Below are 18,099 nucleotides of genomic sequence, written 5' to 3' on the forward strand. Positions count from 1 at the left end.
TACAAGAGATGAAAGGGTGGGACTATGAAAAAAACAGTCGCTTACTTTCTGAGCGCTGCGCTTGCGGTTACGGCACTGGCCGGCTGCAGCGGCGGAGACAAGTCCAAAGAAACCGATACGAAATCCGGGGGAGCGAGCGCGAGTCCGAGCCCCGGCGCAAGCGCAAGTCCTGCGGCTCCTAAGGAGCCGACGACGATTCAATTCGGCAACCTGTATCCGAATTTGGATATGAACAATCCGGTCATGACGGAGCTGCAGAAGCGCACGAATACGAAATTCGATCCGATTACCGTCACGGGCGACCGCATCCAGAAATTCGACTTGTGGCTGGCTTCCGGCGATTATCCGGCCGATATGCTGGTGCTGCCGCCGACTTACGTAGAGAAATACAAAGATGCCGGAGCCATCATTCAGCTCGATGAGCTGATCGAGAAGTACGGCAAGAACATCAAGGAGAAATACGGAAAGTACTTCGATTTGCTCAAAGGCAAAGACGGCCACATCTACTCCCTGTTCGTACCGAAGCTGGCAACGGAGCCGTCTCCTTTGCTCCAAGCGAACTTTGGCGTAAGGTACGACGTGCTGGAGGAAGCGGGCTATCCGGAAATCAAAACGTTCGATCAGCTGTTTGACGTTTTGCAAGCGTTTTACAAAAAACATCCGGAGATCGACGGCAAGCAAATCATTCCGTTTACCGGCTTTAACTTCTACGGAAACGGCGGTGAAAATTTGGCGACTCCTTCCTCGGAAGGGTCCGGCATGCTGAATGAAGGCGGATTTAAAGTCGGTTCCGACAACAGCTTGCAGTACCAGTATCGTACCGAGGAAATGAAGAGGTATTATCAGTTTCTGAACAAAATGTACAATGCCGGCATGCTGGACAAAGAGTTTTTCACGCTAAAGCCGGAGGCGGCGGTCAAGAAAATTACGGAAAACCGCGTATTGGCAGGCTTTTTCCCGTCCTGGTGGGTTCAGCCTGAAGTAGAGAAAGTGATGCGCGCATCGGGTGATACCGACCATTTGTTCGCGTACTTCCCGATCATGTTCGATAGCAGCGCGCCGAACAACTCCTTCACGTCAGCACTGACCCGTTCGAACTGGAACTGGGTCATCTCGAAGAAAACGAAAAATCCGGAGGAAATCATCAAGCTGCTCGATTACATTTTCTCGGATGAAGGGCAAATTTTGATCAACTGGGGTATTGAAGGCAAGCACTTCGAGGTGAAGGATGGCAAACGGACAGTAAACGCCGAGTTCGATAAAAATAAAGCATCCAATCCTGATTTGATCTGGAAGGAAATCGCTTCTCCTTTCTACGGAACGTCGCTCTATCTCGACCACGGCACGAAACTTGCGGACGGCGACTACGCTACGCCGACTACGAAGGAATCCGTGAAGAAAGGCTATGATGCAAGAACGAATGAAGTACTGAAGGCGTACGGCAAGGAAGTATGGTCCGATTTCCTGCCTCAGATCAAGCTAAAGCGGGGCACGCTCGGCGAATTATCGGAAGATATGAAAGCGGAAGCTGCGAAAATTTTGGAGCGCTTGAAGCAATTGTGGCTGAAAGAGTCTCCGAAAATTATTTTCAGCAAGAACGAGGAAGAATTCAACAAGCTGTGGGATGCCTTCCAGGTACAGCTGGATAAAGAAGGCATCAAGAAGGTGGAGGAAGCGTATACCGCGCTTTGGAAGGAAAACGTCGAGAAGAACGCGAAATATTTCAAATAATCGTGTAATTTATCGGAACGATTATCCTTGATCATCATTGTGTAAGCGCAAAGGGGGAAGCGGGATGAATATACGCAGCAAGCTCTTCATTACGAACGGAGTCGTTGTCGTCATTCTGATCGCTTCCCTCATTATTGCGATGGAAAGCTACGCGCGGCGAACGATCCTCGATATTCTAAAGGAAAACGCGGCGCATTCGTCGTCTCAGTTGGCGGAAAACGTTGACAATCTGCTGAAATCATACGAAGATATTACCGATTACTTTTACATGGACGATGTGCTTCAACTTCGGCTGCAGGAAAATTTCGAAACGTACGCCGAAGCGCATAACGAGTATTTCGAATTTGTGAAACCTCAAATGTTCGCAATCCAGTCGTCTAAAGAGTTGCTGGATATTAATATCTATACGGACAATTCTTCTTTTCATGTCGGCAATATTAGGCCGCTGTCCGAAATGACCGGCATTGCCGAGGGACGCGCTTGTCCTCCGGACGGATCCAACAGGGAATTGCTACGACGATGGAGCGTCGTGCCTGATGGCGGAATGGGCCGGCTGCGTTTGACGCAAAGACTCAACCATTTGACGGCAGGCTCCTGTTTATTTATGCAAATCGATCTGCATCCCGTGAAGCTGCACAATCTGATCACAAAAGAGAGCGAGAAAAGCCGCTTTCTGATCGTCATGCCCGACGGCATTCCCGTATTGGACAGTGTAACGGGCGGGCGGCTGCCTGCAGCGTCAGATCGCGATTGGTATTACAGCTCGTTTCCGGATAGGCCAGGTGTTCATAGCGTGACGCATGGCGGCAAGGAATATTTACTGACCACACAGCGGCTGGATTCGCGCAACAGTATCAACGGCATTCAGGTTGCCTCCTTGATTCCGCTCAACGAGCTGGAGGCACGGTCCAAGACGTTGTTTACAACCACCATCATTTTATGTTCGTTAACGCTCATTGTATTTATGATCGTTAATTTTTTCGTTTCCGGGCGGATAACCCGCAGACTCCGGAAGCTGTCCGCGCGGATGAGACAGACCGACATGGACAGGCTGCAGCCGATCGAGAATGTGAAAGGCAGTGATGAGGTAAGCAGCCTCAGCCACGTATTCAACGGCATGGTGATGCGCATGCAAAGGCTGATCCGCGAAGTATACGAATCGGAGCTCGTGGCTAAAGAGCTGCAGCTGAAAACGAAGGAAGCCGAGCTCTACGCGCTGCAAACGCAGATCAATCCGCATTATTTGTACAACACGCTGAACGCAATACGCGGCAATTTGCTGGAGAAGGGCGATCGGGCCAATGCCGAAATCGTCAGCTTGCTGGCAAAATCATTCCGTCAGGTGCTTGGGAAGAGCGGACGTATGGTTTCTCTCGAGGAGGAAATTAACGTTGTAGAAACGTATTTGAAAATCCAGTCGTTCCGTTATTCCGACAGGCTCTCTTACCGTATCAAAGTGCCTGTCTCGTTCCGAGAGCTGCAAATTCCGAAGCTATCCCTGCAAACGATGATTGAGAACGCAGTCGTCCACGGGGTCGAACGGAACGAGTCGGCGACGCTGGTGACGATTTTGGCTGAAAGGGTCGCCGAGCATACGCTGCAGCTTTGCGTTTCAGATAATGGACCGGGCATGACGCCGGAGCGTCTGGCCGAGGTTCGCCAAAGATTGACGGAGTCCGTGCAGCCTTCCGGCCAGCAGCATATCGGTCTGCTGAACGTGCATCAGCGACTGCAAAGCTTCGGCCCCCTGTACGGCGTCCGGCTCGAAAGCGAGCCCGGCCAAGGCGTGCAGGCGTTCTTATGTATTCCCTATTCCCCGTCTTCTTACGAAAAGGAGGGCTCCGCATGAATAAAGTATTGCTGGTCGACGATGAACCCGGCGCATTGAAATCGATTAAGTATTTGCTGGACTGGGAGCAAACGGGCTTCGTGATCGGCGCGGAGGCGTCTAACGGCAAACAGGCTCTGGAGCTGCTGCGCCAAGATTCCTTCGCGCTGGTAATTACAGATATTCGGATGCCGGTTATGGACGGAATCGCATTAATTGCGTCGATCCGCGAATTTTCCGATGTTGCGGTAGTCATTATGAGCGGGTACGAAGACTTTTCGAATGCCAGAGCGGCTATGAAGTATGGGGTTAAGGATTATTTGCTGAAGCCTGCCGAAGCGGAAGAGCTGGACCGGCTGCTGCTTAAATTAAAGCACGAGCTGGAAGAAAAGAGCGGCGGCGGACGCTCGAAACCGGAGAGTCCGGCCAGCGCAGTCGATTTCGTAAAGTTCTGGGTGAAAGAGCATTACGCCGAGCAAGTGAGCATGAAAAATATTGCGGCGCATCTTTACATGAATGCGGCTTATTTAGGCAGCTTGTTCAAGGCGCAGACCGGGGTCGGTTTCAGCGAGTATGTGCTCCGGATTAGAATGGAGAAGGCTAAGGAAATGCTGGAGGCAAACGATATGAAGGTATACGAGGTTGCCGCAGCCGTCGGTTACAATGATATGGATTGGTTTTACGAGAAGTTCAAGCAGTATACGGGGGTCAATCCGGGCGACTACCGGAATAAGCACCTCATCTCGTCATAGTAGGTTCTTTCGCTAGTTGACCGCGCAGTAAAAAATGTAGATTTTCTCACACGATTGCTTTTCTCCTGCAGACGTCGCGAAAAAAATACGACGGAAACGAAGGCCGTGATCATTTTATCCAGCGTTCGGCTCGTTATTTTCCGTTCTTATCCTCCATGAAGCGTTCACCTTCCGTCTGGCGGCGGGCAGCCTCTTGATTCTCGCCGGAACATTGATCGCGGAAATGAAGCTGCTTCCCCGCCGGCCGCGTTCGGAAACAACTTGCCCCGCATCTTGGGCAAGACGCGGGGGCAAGGTATCGAATGATCATCGTTCGCTGTCATCCGCTGCAATCGTCGATGATCGCCAATGCGGGATGCAGCATCGGCCACAATGGGTTCACGCTTGCCGCTCGTATGCGAGAGACACTTCGCGAATGCGCGGCGTGCCGCCGCTGTTGACCGCGCCAAGCGCCAGCCGGTACTGTATCCATTGTCCAGGCGGCAAGACGTTTGGCCGTTCACCGTTGCCCTCCAGCCAGGATCCCTCTCCTTCGGCGCCGCACCATGGCGCCTGCCGCAAGGTTTCCTCGGTCGCCGCGCTGCGAACCTGCGCCTTCACCCATGTTTTGGGCGGAATGTCCGCGTCCCATGATACTCCTGTCAACGAACAGCCTTCCGGTAGCTCGATCGCCCGGGATTCATAATACTCCTCGGGGCCGCGATCCATCACATTGCCGATGTCGGAATGCGTAATCCCGTGCGGCCCCATCGTCGGCAGCTTGGTCACCCGCTGCTCGGAGAAGCCGTCCGGGCCGTTCCACCAAACGAAGGACTTCCCCGGATGATTGCCGAATGTTTTATGATTGGCCGTAGCCAAATCGATGTATCCGTCTTCGTTGAAATCGGCAGCCAGCGCCCCGGCAACGGAATGGCCGAACAGGCGCGACCGCTTGTTTTCTGAAAAATCCCCGCCGGGCTCTCCCCAATAGATGTAAGAATCGAGATCACGCGTCCGCGTTCCATGATAGCTGGCCACAAAAATATCGAGAATGCCGTCATTGTTAAAATCGGCTATGGCAAGATCGACGGCGAACTGCGCCTGCAGCTGCGTGCGCCTGTCATTGGAGTACCCTTCCGGACCGCCCCAGTAAATATAGACGAATGACCGGTACGGATCTACCGGATCGGACCCTCTCATGCCGCCGACGACCAGATCGAGCCAGCCGTTCCCATTCAAGTCGGCTGCGCGGGTACAAATTCCTGCCCCTTCCGGCAGCAGCGTGCGGCGGTCGATCGAGAACCCGTCGGGACCGCCCCACAAAATGAGCAGATCCTCTGTCTTCCCGCAATCGGGAATGACCAGATCGAGCCAGCCGTCGTTATTCAAATCGGCCAGCGTCATAAACCGCGGCTGCGAATAAACAACGCCGTCGATAATCAGTTTGATGCGGACAGGCTCTGCCGTGAACCCGTTCTCCGAGCCGTAGAAAATAAGCAGCTCGTCGTTGGCATGGCCGACTACAATCAGATCGAGCCAGCCGTCGCGGTTAAGATCGGCGCAGCAACTGTTCATCGAATATTTCGTCGGCAGCTCTACCCGGTTTTCCGTCTGAAAGCCTTCCGGGCCGTTATAGTAAATATAGGAGCCTCTGTCCAGGTGCATCGCGTTCTCATTGCAGTTAGCAATGAAAATATCCGGATAACTGTCATCGTTGAAATCGCAAATCCGCGCTTCCGTCGCCGCCCAGCTTGCCAATTCGAGCCTGCGCTCGGGCGAGAAGCCGTCCGGACCGCCCAAATAAATGTAAGTAGGCACATCGCCCAAAATCCGGTTGGACAAATGATTGAGAAAAATAACCTGGGGACGGCTGTCCGCCATTGTGCGGGCGACGAACACATCCAGGGCGCAATGCGTTTCCAGCCGCAGCGGCTCGTCAGCCAAACCGCTCGGGGAGCCGCGATAGATTAATGATTCGGTCGTGTACATCTCCTCCGTCTTGTCCTGACAAACGATAACGTCAGCGAAGCCGTTTCCGTCCAGATCCGCCGCGACGGCATCGTTTGCGCTCGTCGTTCGGAAGGCCGTCCGGTTATCGTTCGAGTAGCCGCTTGCCGAGCCCCAATAAATCCACGACCATTCCTTTCCTTCCTCGTCCGGCTTGCGGGACGACAGCACGATATCCTCCAGGCCGTCACCGTTTACATCGCCTACGGCGGCGCTTGTTACCGCCCCGCTCTCGAGCACAAGGGGCGCGCCAGCTGTACGATCCTGCAGGATCGGGATGAAAACGGCTTGTTCGCCGCGGCAAACGAATATATGCGGCCTTCCTCCGAGGCGCAGCACCTTGAAGCGGGGAGCTTGCGGGACCGCATACACAAACAGGCTGCCCGCCCCGGCTCCGCTCGCGGCTTGATCGATCTTCGTCTCGATCGCGGCCGTCCCCGTCAGTGCCGTATCCAGCCAGGTGCGACGATCCGCTCGAATGCCCTCGGGACCGCCCCAGTAGATCGCGATCCTGCTGTCGGTCGTACGGACGAGCAGATCGTCGTACCCGTCGCCGTCGAGATCGGCCGCAGCGATCGACTCGATCGGATGATCGAGCTCCACGTCGACGTACCCATTCGTGCGGAAGCCTTCCTTGCTCTGATAAAACAGCCGCAGCCTTTCCAGACTGACAAAGACGATGTCCTTCCGTCCGTCGCCGTTGAAATCGCCGATTTCGACATCCTTGCAGGACGGCGCCCATAAATTCAGCATCCGCTTCGTGCTGTAGCCTTCGGGCGAGCCATAGTAAATTTGCGCGTAAACAAAATTCGTCACGCCATTATATTGGTTGCCGATGACCAGATCATCGTACCCGTCTTGATTCAAGTCGCCGACGGCGGCGGCAAAAGCCCCTTCGGTCGGTAATTCGCGCCGGGCGCCGTTTTCCAGCGGATTGACATGAACGTAAGCCGGAACGCGCGTGTCGTCATCATGCGAATTGACCAGCGGCAAATCGATGTACCCGTCTCCGTTTACATCGAATAAATGAATCCTCTGCAAAATGCCTTTATGCGAAACATAAAGATTTTGCCCCGCATTCCCAAACTTCCCCTGACTGAAGGAAGCGAACCCCGCTTCTTTGATGACCCCTTGTTTCACGTCTTCCTCGCCTCTCTTTTTGTTTATTGCCAGGGGTTGACCGCTAACGGCACAACCCCTGAAGCAAGCTTATAGATGACCGGTAAGCAGCAAAATCAGCTTGGCGCTTTCCGCTCGCGTAGCGGTTCCGTCCGGTACGAAGCTCCTTTCGGCGCGTCCTTCGATCAGTTTCTGCTTGAAGGCTTTGCCGACCGCAGACTGCGCCCAGACGCTGATTTGCTCCAGGTCTGCGAAATCGGCTTCCCCTTTCGGTAAAGTCTCGCCCGTTTGTTTCTCGATGGCCCGGACGATCATGACCGCCATTTCTTCGCGGGTAACCGTACGGTTCGGCTCGAACGACTCATCGCTCGTTCCTTGCACCAGCCCGAGCGCATAGGCTGTCCGAACGGCTTCCGCATACCAGTCGCCGTCATTCACATCGCGGAACTGCGCTTGCGATGATCCCGCCGCAAGCTTGCTGCCAAGCCCTAGAGACCTGACGAGCAAAGCGGTCAGCTCTGCACGTGTCAGCGCTTGATCCGGAGCGAATGTGCCGTCGGTCATGCCGTTCGCAATTTCCTTGAACGAGAGCTCCTGAATGATTGCGTAAGCCCAGTGGCTTTCCGGCACATCGCGATAGGACTTCGTATACTCGTAAACGCCGTACCTGCCGAGTCGGCTCAGTTCAGCCGTATAGCCGTCTTGCGAGTAAGCTCCGCCGATCAGCCGGAACGTCCCGTTCTCATCGATAAAATATATGCCCGCCAGCTTCGGATTTTTCACGTCCGGCGCCGGAAGCGTAACGGTTACCGTTTTGTCGAATGTGCTGAGACGCTTGGATTTGTTATCAGCTCCGACCGCTTCAATGATTAATTCGAACATCGAACTGCCCGACATCAGATGCGGCTGTGCCAAACTCGCAACCGGTTTTACCTTCACGATAATCGAGCCGTTATTCCGCTCGTTCACAGGCAGCAATCCAACCGCGTCAGCGAGCACACCTGCAGGAATTTTCAGCTTCATGTCCCCTGCCTGTATGACGAGGGCTGCATCTGCACCGATTAAATCAACCGCATTGCCTGGCAGCGATACGCCTTCCTTGTCTGCTCCCAACGTCACGGTCACCGCGCCATTCTCCGCCTTAAAGTCGGCTGGCTTCAAAATGACGATAGCGCTCGGCGCCGGCGCAAGGGTTGACGCGCCTCCGCCACTATTACCGCCGTTGTTCCCGTTGCCGCCATTGCCGCCATTGCCGCCATTGCCGTTACCATTTCCGGCGGTCGTTATCTTAATGGCAGTCGTCTTGAACGCCGACGACCCCGGTACGAAAGCAGTAATTAAAATTTCGCAGTTATACGCAGGCGCTAGGAACTGTACCGTAAACGCACCGCTGGCGTCCGTTACCGCACTTGGAGCGATGCCACCCTTCGAAGCTGTCAAAAATACGGTTGCTCCCGCAAGCGGCAAGCCTGCAACATCATATACCGTTCCTGTTACCGTTATCGTCTGGCCTTGCTGGATCGCGGCAGGCGCCGTAAGCACAATACTTGCCGCCGTCGGGCTCCACTCGTTTTGGCTTAGCAGCCGAAACCGCTTGGAATGGGCAACCGTTATATTGCCGGCAAGATCGGCTGCACGGACGTGCAAGTACCAGTCCCCGGATGCCGCCGAACTGTTCTTTGCTAAAGCAGCGCCGTTGACAAAGGTTTCCCAGCCTGCGGCTGGCGCTGTCTCGCTCTGCGACCACGCGTACTCCAGCTTGGCTGCATCGACGCCACTCCATTCGTCGCTCACCGTAACGACAGGCGACGCCGCGTTCTGCCACGCTTCGTTGCCGTTCGGCAGGATAACGACTGTCGGAGCCGTCTTATCCTGCCCCTCGACTACAGCCTCCTCAGGACCGACAAGACCTGCGAGCGGAAACGCCAGCGACTTGTCCTGGATCATCACTTCGTCGATAAATACGTTCGTTCCGAGCCCGGCGCCGGAAGAGAACATCAGATGATTGATCGTTTTACCGGGATGCGCCTTCGCAATTGCTCCATTGAAAACGCCATTCACGTACACTTCCGCCGACGCTGCCGGTGTCGCATCCAAATCGTAATCGATTTGGATCGTATTCCACTCGTTAGCAGTCAGTACAGTCGGTGTCGGCAATTCGTGGAACACAATCGGCGCGCTTTGGTCCGTAATGACCGTCATAATTTCTTGCAGCGGTCCGCTGAATGTAAAATTCGTATCGGCATAGCTCTGATGCACTTTGATATATCGGGCGGATACGGACAAGCCCTCAAATCCGATCGTAATGTTGTTCCCATTCGGCTTGGTGAAAGACCAGCCTTCGACTTTCGTCCAGTCGCCTCCATTCGAGTTGCTGATATATACCTCAAGATTTGCTTTCTCCAGCCGATTCGTGGTCTGGTTCGCTTTGCTGTTGATCAATCGAATCTCCTTAATATTCATATAACGAGCAAGATCGGCGCCGACGCTTCTATTTACGTAATCGAAAGCAAATCCATCCTTAATGCCGATCGAGGTCAGATTGCCCTTCGTCGGATCGGTATCCGGATTGACAAACCCTAATTTCGTCTCCGAAGTCGAAGAATCGGTAGCGGTGTCCGTGTATTGGAGCTTTCCGTCAGGTGCGACCTGCAAAATGAATCCTGCGCCAAGCGCGTTCCAGCTTTGTGAGAAGCCTTCCTGAAGAGACACGTACAGATCGTTCGCAAAGCTGGCCCCGTATACGGAAAACTGTACGCTTGCCTTGCGGGCGGCGGGGAACAGTCTCGAGGCGGCCGTTCCTTTTTTGTCGTTCACCGTATCATGTAGCTGAAGAGAACGCGACCCTTGCTTGGCATGAGCATCGCTTGTCGTAACTACGCCGGAATCAGTCGATTTCCACCAATAATCGTTAGCCAATCTGCTACCGTTATCCGGTGTGATCAGCGGTTTCTCATACTCAAAATCATCGAGTACCCCGTGGCTGCGGCGCAAATACCGATCGAAATCTTCAAGCAATAGCGAGTAGACTCCAACTCGCCCCGGCCAGGTAAACAGCCATTCATCCTCACCGGCCGGAACCTTATCGGCTTGTATGACCGTTGTAGCTTCATTGAAATTCAGCCATCCCGGCGTGGAAAGCCGCGTTCGGCCGAGCACATCCCTGTAGGCTTGCCAGGTCGCCGTCTCGTCATTGCTGTAAGCGACGGTCAGATTGTTACGGTGATAGCTGCCGCCTCCCAGCGCATTATGCCCGGACCAGGTAAGCAGGATATCGTTATTTCCGTCACGGATCATGGCCGGGAACGTATTCGTGCTCATCACATCGCTGTTTACGACTGGCGACCACGTGCTCCCATGGTCGGTCGAGGAGCTCGTCCCCAAGTAAAACAAATCCGCCCGCTGCTGGCGCATATACGTTTTCACGGTGCCGTCGGCCAGCTCGATGACGGCGACCTCCGTAACGCCTCCTTCTCCGCCGACCGAAAGAATGGAAAGCTCCGAGACGCTCTTATGCCAGCTTGCCCCTTCATCGTCCGAATACAGGAACCCGACGCCGAACGTGCCGTCGTCTCCGATCACATAATGGAACGGCTCAAGCAGCCGGCCTGTGCTCAACCGGATCGGATTCGTATAGGAAGCCATATAGTGAATCGGATGGCCGGACGCCGTTTCGATCCCGGTTATTTGCTGCGGCGTGCTGAACACCGGCTTTTTGCCGTTAAAACTCGTCGATTTTACAACATACATATCGTTGCGGCATACACTTATATCGAGACAAGTGCTGCCGCTGGTCCAAGCGCCGAAGTAATAATTGACCGCGAAGAACAGGTACACCTCTCCCGTAACGTCATCCACATACGCGCCGCCCGGGAAATGGTACTTGCCTGAATTGCTCACCGGCGGAATGAGCGTTTCCGGGTTCGTCCAGTTTTTGCCCCCGTCATAGGAATATTTCGAGGTAACTCCCTTGTCGCTCGATCCGGCAAGTATCATCAAGGTGCCGTCTTTCAGCCTCAAGGGCTTGACCTCCCCATCTTGAGCGACGAGCGTCTTGTTGCCGTATTCGACCTGCAGCGCCTCCTGCGCATGACCGCGGAAAGCAGCCTTAGAGTTGCCGTATGTGAAGTAAACGATTTCACTTGCCGATGCTTGAAGCTGAGGAATACGGACGAAGAAGCCGTTGTCGTCCATATAGTAGTGGAGCTCTTTGCCGTTGGCATCCGCAAACCGCACGTCGCGGTAATCCGCCTGCAGCTTGCCTGCTGTGATCAATTCCTCTGTGCCAAGCCCCGTTTTAGTCAGATAAACGGCCCTGTCGTACAGCGTTTCGCTATTCGGATTGCTTACCGTTACCGGCTTGCGGAACAGCCAGCTCTGTCCCCCGCCTGCCGTGAAACGCCCTGGGGGCAAGCGGTACGCCTTGATCATATCCTGCAGATTGTCCGCATAGAAGGTACCCAGGGTATCGTCGAAATGGTTATGAATCTTAACATAGCGCGCCGATTCCGAAAAATTGTACAAAATAACCTTCTTGTCGATTTTGACAAAATCCCAATCCTTTACTTTGACGAAAGTCGCGTTATCATCGCTGACGTACAGCGACAGGTCGGCTTTCTCGACCCGGTTGCTTGCCTCTTCGACCTCTAGCTCGATCGTATTAACGGTTGTTTTGGAGCCGAGGTCGACTCCGATACTGCGGTACCCGTAGTCCAACTGAAATCCGTAAGCATATCCGAAGCCGTTAAGCTGCCCCGTTGCCGGATTCGTGTCTCTCTCCGTATAACCGGCTACTCCCTGGAGCAGCCCTGACGAAACCGGTCCGCTGTCATATACGGAGCCGTACACCGATTGCGGAACGCCCTCCGTTCCCGCACCGTTCCCTCCGCCCGTCTGCTCAGCCGCAGCCGAAGCTTCCGGAACCAGCATGGCTAAAACCAGAAGCGCGCAAACGAATAATTGGAGCTTGCGAAACATTTTACGAATTGGCCATTTACCAGCCATAACCCATCCTCCTCGTTTACCAATATTTTGGATGCGTTTACATTTCTCTTTTGACCTGTATGCCTTATTCGTTCATCGAGCCCTCCTTTTCTACTCTAGGAATATCAGACTTCCCCTCAAAGTATAAGAGCAGCTCCAATCATGGAAAACCCCGGAATGTTCAGAACATTCCCCGGGAAGTTGCAGACGAACGGACTCTGCGAGCCCGCCAGTGGGATGTATGGTAAGAAGGGGCCTGGTGAGGCCAATGTGGAATATGCCAAAATGCAAGCTGGGGTAGTAAGGATTAGATGCTCTGGGTCAGAGCATCCGCTTGACGCTCGCTCCTATTCAGAACAAAGTCCCCCAAAAGTGACGGTATTCTGCGCAGATTATTCCGAGTACTTTTGGGGGAGCCCCCGGTTATCCACAGAAATCGCTTCGTATAATTTCCTAGACAATAAAAAACACCGGCGGTAAACCGCCGGTGTTTGTCGATTGCATTAAGCGTTTTGGTATTTCTCTTCAAGCATAGTTCCTTTTTGCGCGTAGTTCGTGTGCCAGGAAAGCGCCTTTTCCAAGACGTGCGGCGTTTGTCCGCCTCTTGTAAGTGCTTCTTCGTAGTAAGCGCGCAGCTGTTCTTTGTACATCGGATGTGCGCAGTTCTCGATAATAAGCATAGCGCGCTCTCTTGGAGCCAGCCCGCGGAGATCCGCGTAACCTTGCTCTGTCGCAACGACCTGAACATCATGCTCCGTATGATCGACGTGCGAAACCATAGGGACGATACTCGAAATGGCGCCGTCTTTCGCGATCGATTTCGTGACGAAGATCGAGATCCGCGAGTTGCGGGCAAAGTCGCCCGAGCCGCCGATGCCGTTCATCATGTGCGTGCCGGATACATGCGTCGAGTTGACGTTGCCGTAAATGTCGAATTCGAGCGCAGTGTTCATCGCGATCAAGCCCATGCGGCGGATAACTTCCGGAAGGTTGGAAATTTCCTGCGGTCTCATGATGAGCCGGTCGCGGTATTTCTCCATATTGTTGAACACTTTCTCCATCATAGGAGCGGACAGCGTAATGGAGCAGCAGGAAGCGAAATCGACTTTGCCAGCGTCGAGCAGCTCGAACACGGCGTCCTGCAGCACTTCGGAGTATACGGTAAGATTCTCGAATTCGGAATTGACCATACCGGACAGCACGGCGTTCGCCACGGAGCCGATACCGGATTGCAGCGGTGCCAGGCTGTTCGTCAAACGTCCCGATTCCACTTCTTTGCGCAGGAAGGTGATCAGGTGCTGCGCGATCATGTTCGTTTCTTCGTCCGGCTCGAAAATCGTGGACGGCGAATCCGGGATTTCGGTGAAGACGATGCCGCGGATTCGTTCCGGATCAACTTGAATGCCTTTGACGCCGATGCGGTCTTGCGGCTTCATGATCGGAACCGGACCGCGCTCGCCTTGCTTGCCCGGCGCGTACAGGTCATGCACGCCTTCAAGCAGCTCCGGCTGCGTCATATTGATCTCGACGATGATCGACTTCGCGCTTTGCGCGAATGCCAGGTTATTACCCGTCGACGTCGTAGGAATGATCATGCCGTCTTCCGTAATGGCAAGCGCTTCGAGAATCGCGATATCGATGGCCGGAAGCGTTCCTGAACGCAGCATTTCGGAGGTGTGCGAAAGATGCTGGTCGTAGAAATAGAACTCGCCTTTGTTGATTTTTTTGCGCATGGAAGCATCGGCCTGGAAAGGCAGACGCTTGATGATCATATTGTTCTCCGCGAACAATTTATCGATGTCGCAGCCAAGCGACGCGCCTGTGAAAAGGTTTACTTTCAAAGGATCGGTTTTGGCGCGTTCGACGAGCGCGAGCGGAACCGCTTTCGCGTCGCCCGCTCTAGTAAATCCGCTAAGGCCAAGAGTCATACCGTCTTGAATCCACGAAGCCGCTTCTTCTGCAGATACAACCCGATTGTGAAGGTTCTCATTTCTAATACGGTTAAGGTTCTCCATTGAACTCCACTCCCGATACTATAATTTTTGAAACGATTACAAAAAGTATGTCGTCGTTGACGGGTACTTAGGCAGATAAACGCATGGCAACAAAGCTTATGTTTCCAAAGCCGATTCGCAAAACGTTCGTACGCCGCTCGGCGTTTATCTATTGAAGTCTCATAAAGTATAACAGCAGCTGATTGCCCGACTTCCCGGTAAAACGAGCCTGCCTTAATGAAGGCGAAGCCGTTTATCCTTGGCCTTTTACACCATATTTATAACAAAATATATGACATTTAGAATAATTTTAAGCGAAGTGCATTTCTAAAGCTGCTTTTTAGGATGAAATGGGTCAAAAATAGGATGAAACCCTGTTTTTTAAGTATGAAGCACAAAAAGACGATTAAAAGCCAAGCAATTTCCGGAAGTAGCTTGTATAGGTTTGGCTGACGGTAATTTTTTGTTTATTTTTCATAATCAGCACCAGAGTCGAATGGGTATCCGGATAAATCTCTTTGATGTGGTTGATGTTCACGATGAAAGAACGGTGGCAGCGGACAAAATAGTCTTTCGGCAGAAGAAAATCGAATTCATTCAGCGTGTATTTATGGGTGCCGATTACGCGTTCGCTTACTACCTTCGTCTTCCGGTCGCTCGCTTCCAAATACATCACTTCCGGGAAAGGGAGAGGAATCCATCCGTCGTTATATCTTATGGTAACGACCGCTTTTCCGTTCGTCAATGTCGGAAAAATGGCAGATACGGAGCCCTCCAGCTTCCCGTCGCGCATAAGCGGCGCAGCCATGCCGTAATAGGGAACGCCAAAAATGTCGCGGTCGATATACTCGGCAACCTTTTGCCTGCTGGTCAGCGCTTTATGGGTAATCGTTCCCTCTTTGACGGGATCGCCTTTTTTGATTTTCAGGTCGATTCGTTTGCTGGGCCGATAATAGATGTATTCGTTCAAATTCGATACGGCGATGGATGCTTCGTCCAGAAATAATTCGCCAAGCGTATCAAAGAGGGATTCCATTGTAAAGTCCATTTCCTGCACCTCTTGCATGCTGCTCTTTTCCATAATTATATAATAAAAATCCGCAAGTTTTATGGGGAAAATGTGAATTTGCCCTTACTATTTTATTTGTTTTACTATTCCCCGATCGCCCGATAACATGCTTTTTGACCATGAGGCTTAGGCTGGAACCCGGCGGTTGGTGTTATAATGCATATATAGGTAGATTGCTGACGATAGATTCGCTGGTTGGCTGCCATAACAGCAGAAAAAGCGGAAGGATAATACGGTTATGGACAAAAATGAACGTTTTTTCGTTCGAAAAATGAAGGAAACGGGCATAACGCTCAATACGGTCCAGAAGCAGGCGGTGCTTCGTACCGAAGGGCCGCTCCTGCTGCTGGCTTCGCCCGGCTCCGGTAAAACAAGCACGATTATTATGAGAATCGGCTTCCTGCTCGAGGAGAAGGGCGTAGATCCGTCGCGCATCAAGGCCGTCACATTCAGCCGCGCTTCCGCTAACGATATGAAGGAACGCTTCGAGCGACTGTTTCCCGTCCGTCCGTCCGGCGGCGGCGCGAATTTTTCGACGATCCACAGTCTGGCCTTCGAGATGATGAGGGAGCATTTTCGCCGTACGGGAACGGCTTATCAGATTATTGAAGGCGAAGTCGATGCCGATGCGGAGCAAGAGAGCCTTCCGGGCAGCCTGCCTCTTCATAAGAAGCTGATTTTGCGGGACTTATATAGAAGAATTGCCGGGGAAACGATCACCGACGATCAGATGGACGAGCTGACCTCCTACATCAGCTTCGTCAAGAACAAGGGACTTCCTCCGGAAAGATGGTCCGAGATCAAGTGCGATGTTCCTCAGGCCGTACGCGTGCTGCAGGATTATGAGACATTTAAGCGGTCGGCGGCGGACAAGCTGCTGATCGATTTCGACGACATGCTCACCATAGCGAATGACGCCCTCGCCAAGGACGAGGAGCTGAAACGGCGGTTTCAGCGGCGTTACGATTACGTGCTGACGGACGAAAGCCAGGATACGTCGCTGGTCCAGCATGCGATTATCGCAAAGCTGGTCGAAGCGCACGGCAATTTGTGCGTGGTTGCGGACGACGATCAAAGCATCTATACGTGGCGAGCCGCAGAGCCGCAATATTTGCTCGATTTCAAGCGGATTTATCCTGCGGCCGTTATATTGAAAATGGAGCAAAACTACCGTTCCTCCAAAAATGTAGTGGATGTCGCGAACCGTTTCATTAAGCGCAACAAGAACCGGTACGACAAAAACATGTTCACCGAGAATCCTTTGCATAAACCGATTGTATTGAACACGCTGACCGATTACAGCGAGCAGGCGCGCTATCTGGTGGAGCGCGTGTCGGCGCTGGACGACCTTCGTGAAGCCGCTGTCCTGTACAGGAACAATTCGTCGTCGATTTCGCTCATGAATGCGTTCGACCGGGCCGGCATTCCTTTTTATATGAAGGACGGAGACAATCGTTTTTTCTCCCATTGGGTCGTCGAGGATATGTTGAATTTCATGCGGATGACGTATACGGACAAACGTGCCGACATTTTCGAGAAAATCCATATGAAGTGCAGCGGTTATATTACCAAAAAGCAGATGGCGGCGCTTAAAGAGATCGATAACGAGGAGTCCGTCTTCGACAATTTGCTGCGTTTCGTCCCTCTGCAGGACTATCAGCTCAAGCTGCTGCCGGAAGTGAAGGAAACGTTCGAAAGCATGAAGGGGGGCGCTCCGCTCGCCGTTATCCGTACGGTTCGCCAGAAGCTCGGGTACGAGAAGGCGATCGAAAAAATGTGCGAGCGGCTCGGCTTCCGGAAGGAGTACTTGCTAGGCATATTGAATACGCTCGAGGAAATTGCCGACAGTCTCGAAACGATGGAGGATTTCGCGAAGAGGCTGAATCATCTGGCGTCCGCCTTGAAGACGTCCAGATTCAACAAGCACGCCAATGCCGTTACGCTTTCCACGTTTCATAGCACCAAAGGCTTGGAGTTCGAGCACGTATTTATGATCGATTTGATCGACGGCGTCATTCCGTCAAGCGAAGATATCAAGAAGCTGGAGGACGGGGACAGGGACGATATGGAGGAGGCGGTCCGGCTTTTTTATGTCGGGATGACGAGGGCCAAGACGCATTTGGAATTATTGTCTTATACGATGAGAGACGGGGCGAAAGTAAGGGAGTCCCGCTTTATGACGAACGTCCGCCATATTCAGGACCCGCCGCAGGTCAAGCCGTCCGCTTCTTCCAAGCAGAGTATGCGGGCGTCCGATAACCGGCGCGGCGAATCCGGACAAACGAAAGGCTCGGGAACCGCAGTTCCCCGCGTGTCGAAAACAGCGAAGCCGAAGGCCGCCTATAATCCGAATGCGATCAGGCATAGATCGCGGCTGACGCCGGGAGCGGCCGTTACGCATCGGGCTTTCGGCCGCGGGGAAGTGGCGAAGCTCGACGGCGATTTCGCCCATATCCGGTTCAAGACGGGACTGAAGATTCTCTCTATAGAAGCGTGTATCGAGCTGGGGGTTTTGGAGCCGGCTGCGGATCATTAAACGAAGGTCGGCTGTTCTCAAACAGCCGGCCTTTACAATTTCTTTACGTGCGTTTGATTCTCCGCTAATAGTTCGGCTGTATGCTTTTATTTAAGCGCAGC

The 18,099-nt window shown here is 53.1% G+C and carries 8 protein-coding genes; 4 read left to right on the top strand and 4 right to left on the bottom strand.

Features of this window, described 5'->3' with window-relative positions; translation table 11 throughout:
• Window positions 1-24: 24 nt before the first annotated feature.
• The 3 genes from DQG23_RS30445 to DQG23_RS30455 all read left to right on the top strand — a co-directional run bounded on the left by DQG23_RS30445 (window position 25) and on the right by DQG23_RS30455 (window position 4,311).
• The gene (locus DQG23_RS30445) at window positions 25-1,731 is read left to right on the top strand and encodes an extracellular solute-binding protein (RefSeq protein ID WP_113034810.1); all 1,707 of its coding nucleotides are present in this window, start codon (window positions 25-27) and stop codon (window positions 1,729-1,731) included.
• Window positions 1,732-1,795: 64 nt separating this feature from the next.
• The gene (locus DQG23_RS30450; RefSeq protein WP_113034811.1) at window positions 1,796-3,580 is read left to right on the top strand and encodes a sensor histidine kinase; all 1,785 of its coding nucleotides are present in this window, start codon (window positions 1,796-1,798) and stop codon (window positions 3,578-3,580) included.
• On the top strand, window positions 3,577-4,311 hold the full coding sequence (locus DQG23_RS30455; protein ID WP_158560775.1) for a response regulator transcription factor: 735 nt from the start codon (window positions 3,577-3,579) through the stop codon (window positions 4,309-4,311). Before DQG23_RS30450 ends, DQG23_RS30455 begins: the two co-directional genes overlap by 4 nt.
• Window positions 4,312-4,689: 378 nt before the next feature.
• On the opposite strand, the gene DQG23_RS30460 is transcribed toward DQG23_RS30455, so the two are convergent.
• The 4 genes from DQG23_RS30460 to DQG23_RS30480 all read right to left on the bottom strand — a co-directional run bounded on the left by DQG23_RS30460 (window position 4,690) and on the right by DQG23_RS30480 (window position 15,441).
• Entirely contained in the window at window positions 4,690-7,437 is a 2,748-nt protein-coding gene (locus DQG23_RS30460) for an FG-GAP repeat domain-containing protein (RefSeq protein ID WP_113034813.1), read from the bottom strand.
• Window positions 7,438-7,506: 69 nt separating this feature from the next.
• Window positions 7,507-12,420, bottom strand: a complete 4,914-nt coding sequence (locus DQG23_RS30465; RefSeq protein WP_113034814.1) for a DUF2341 domain-containing protein — start codon at window positions 12,418-12,420, stop codon at window positions 7,507-7,509.
• 482 nt (window positions 12,421-12,902) lie between these two features.
• A complete protein-coding gene (locus DQG23_RS30475; RefSeq protein WP_113034816.1) occupies window positions 12,903-14,414 on the bottom strand; it encodes an acetyl-CoA hydrolase/transferase family protein in 1,512 nt (503 codons plus the stop codon).
• 385 nt (window positions 14,415-14,799) lie between these two features.
• Window positions 14,800-15,441: a LytTR family DNA-binding domain-containing protein gene (locus tag DQG23_RS30480; protein ID WP_113034817.1), complete on the bottom strand. Its 642-nt coding sequence runs from the start codon at window positions 15,439-15,441 to the stop codon at window positions 14,800-14,802.
• Between the two features lie 259 nt (window positions 15,442-15,700).
• On the opposite strand from DQG23_RS30480, the gene DQG23_RS30485 reads away from it, so the two are divergent.
• On the top strand, window positions 15,701-17,998 hold the full coding sequence (locus DQG23_RS30485; RefSeq protein ID WP_113034818.1) for an ATP-dependent helicase: 2,298 nt from the start codon (window positions 15,701-15,703) through the stop codon (window positions 17,996-17,998).
• Window positions 17,999-18,099 lie beyond the last annotated feature (101 nt).

The organism is Paenibacillus contaminans (assembly GCF_003285015.1).
Classification (GTDB): domain Bacteria; phylum Bacillota; class Bacilli; order Paenibacillales; family NBRC-103111; genus Paenibacillus_V; species Paenibacillus_V contaminans.

Coding starts and splice junctions, on each gene's coding strand:
- DQG23_RS30445 (WP_113034810.1), top strand. CDS start 25: ATGAAAAAAACAGTCGCTTACTTTCTGAGCGCTGCGCTTGCGGTTACG.
- DQG23_RS30450 (WP_113034811.1), top strand. CDS start 1,796: ATGAATATACGCAGCAAGCTCTTCATTACGAACGGAGTCGTTGTCGTC.
- DQG23_RS30455 (WP_158560775.1), top strand. CDS start 3,577: ATGAATAAAGTATTGCTGGTCGACGATGAACCCGGCGCATTGAAATCG.
- DQG23_RS30465 (WP_113034814.1), bottom strand. CDS start 12,420: ATGGCTGGTAAATGGCCAATTCGTAAAATGTTTCGCAAGCTCCAATTA.
- DQG23_RS30475 (WP_113034816.1), bottom strand. CDS start 14,414: ATGGAGAACCTTAACCGTATTAGAAATGAGAACCTTCACAATCGGGTT.
- DQG23_RS30480 (WP_113034817.1), bottom strand. CDS start 15,441: ATGGACTTTACAATGGAATCCCTCTTTGATACGCTTGGCGAATTATTT.
- DQG23_RS30485 (WP_113034818.1), top strand. CDS start 15,701: ATGGACAAAAATGAACGTTTTTTCGTTCGAAAAATGAAGGAAACGGGC.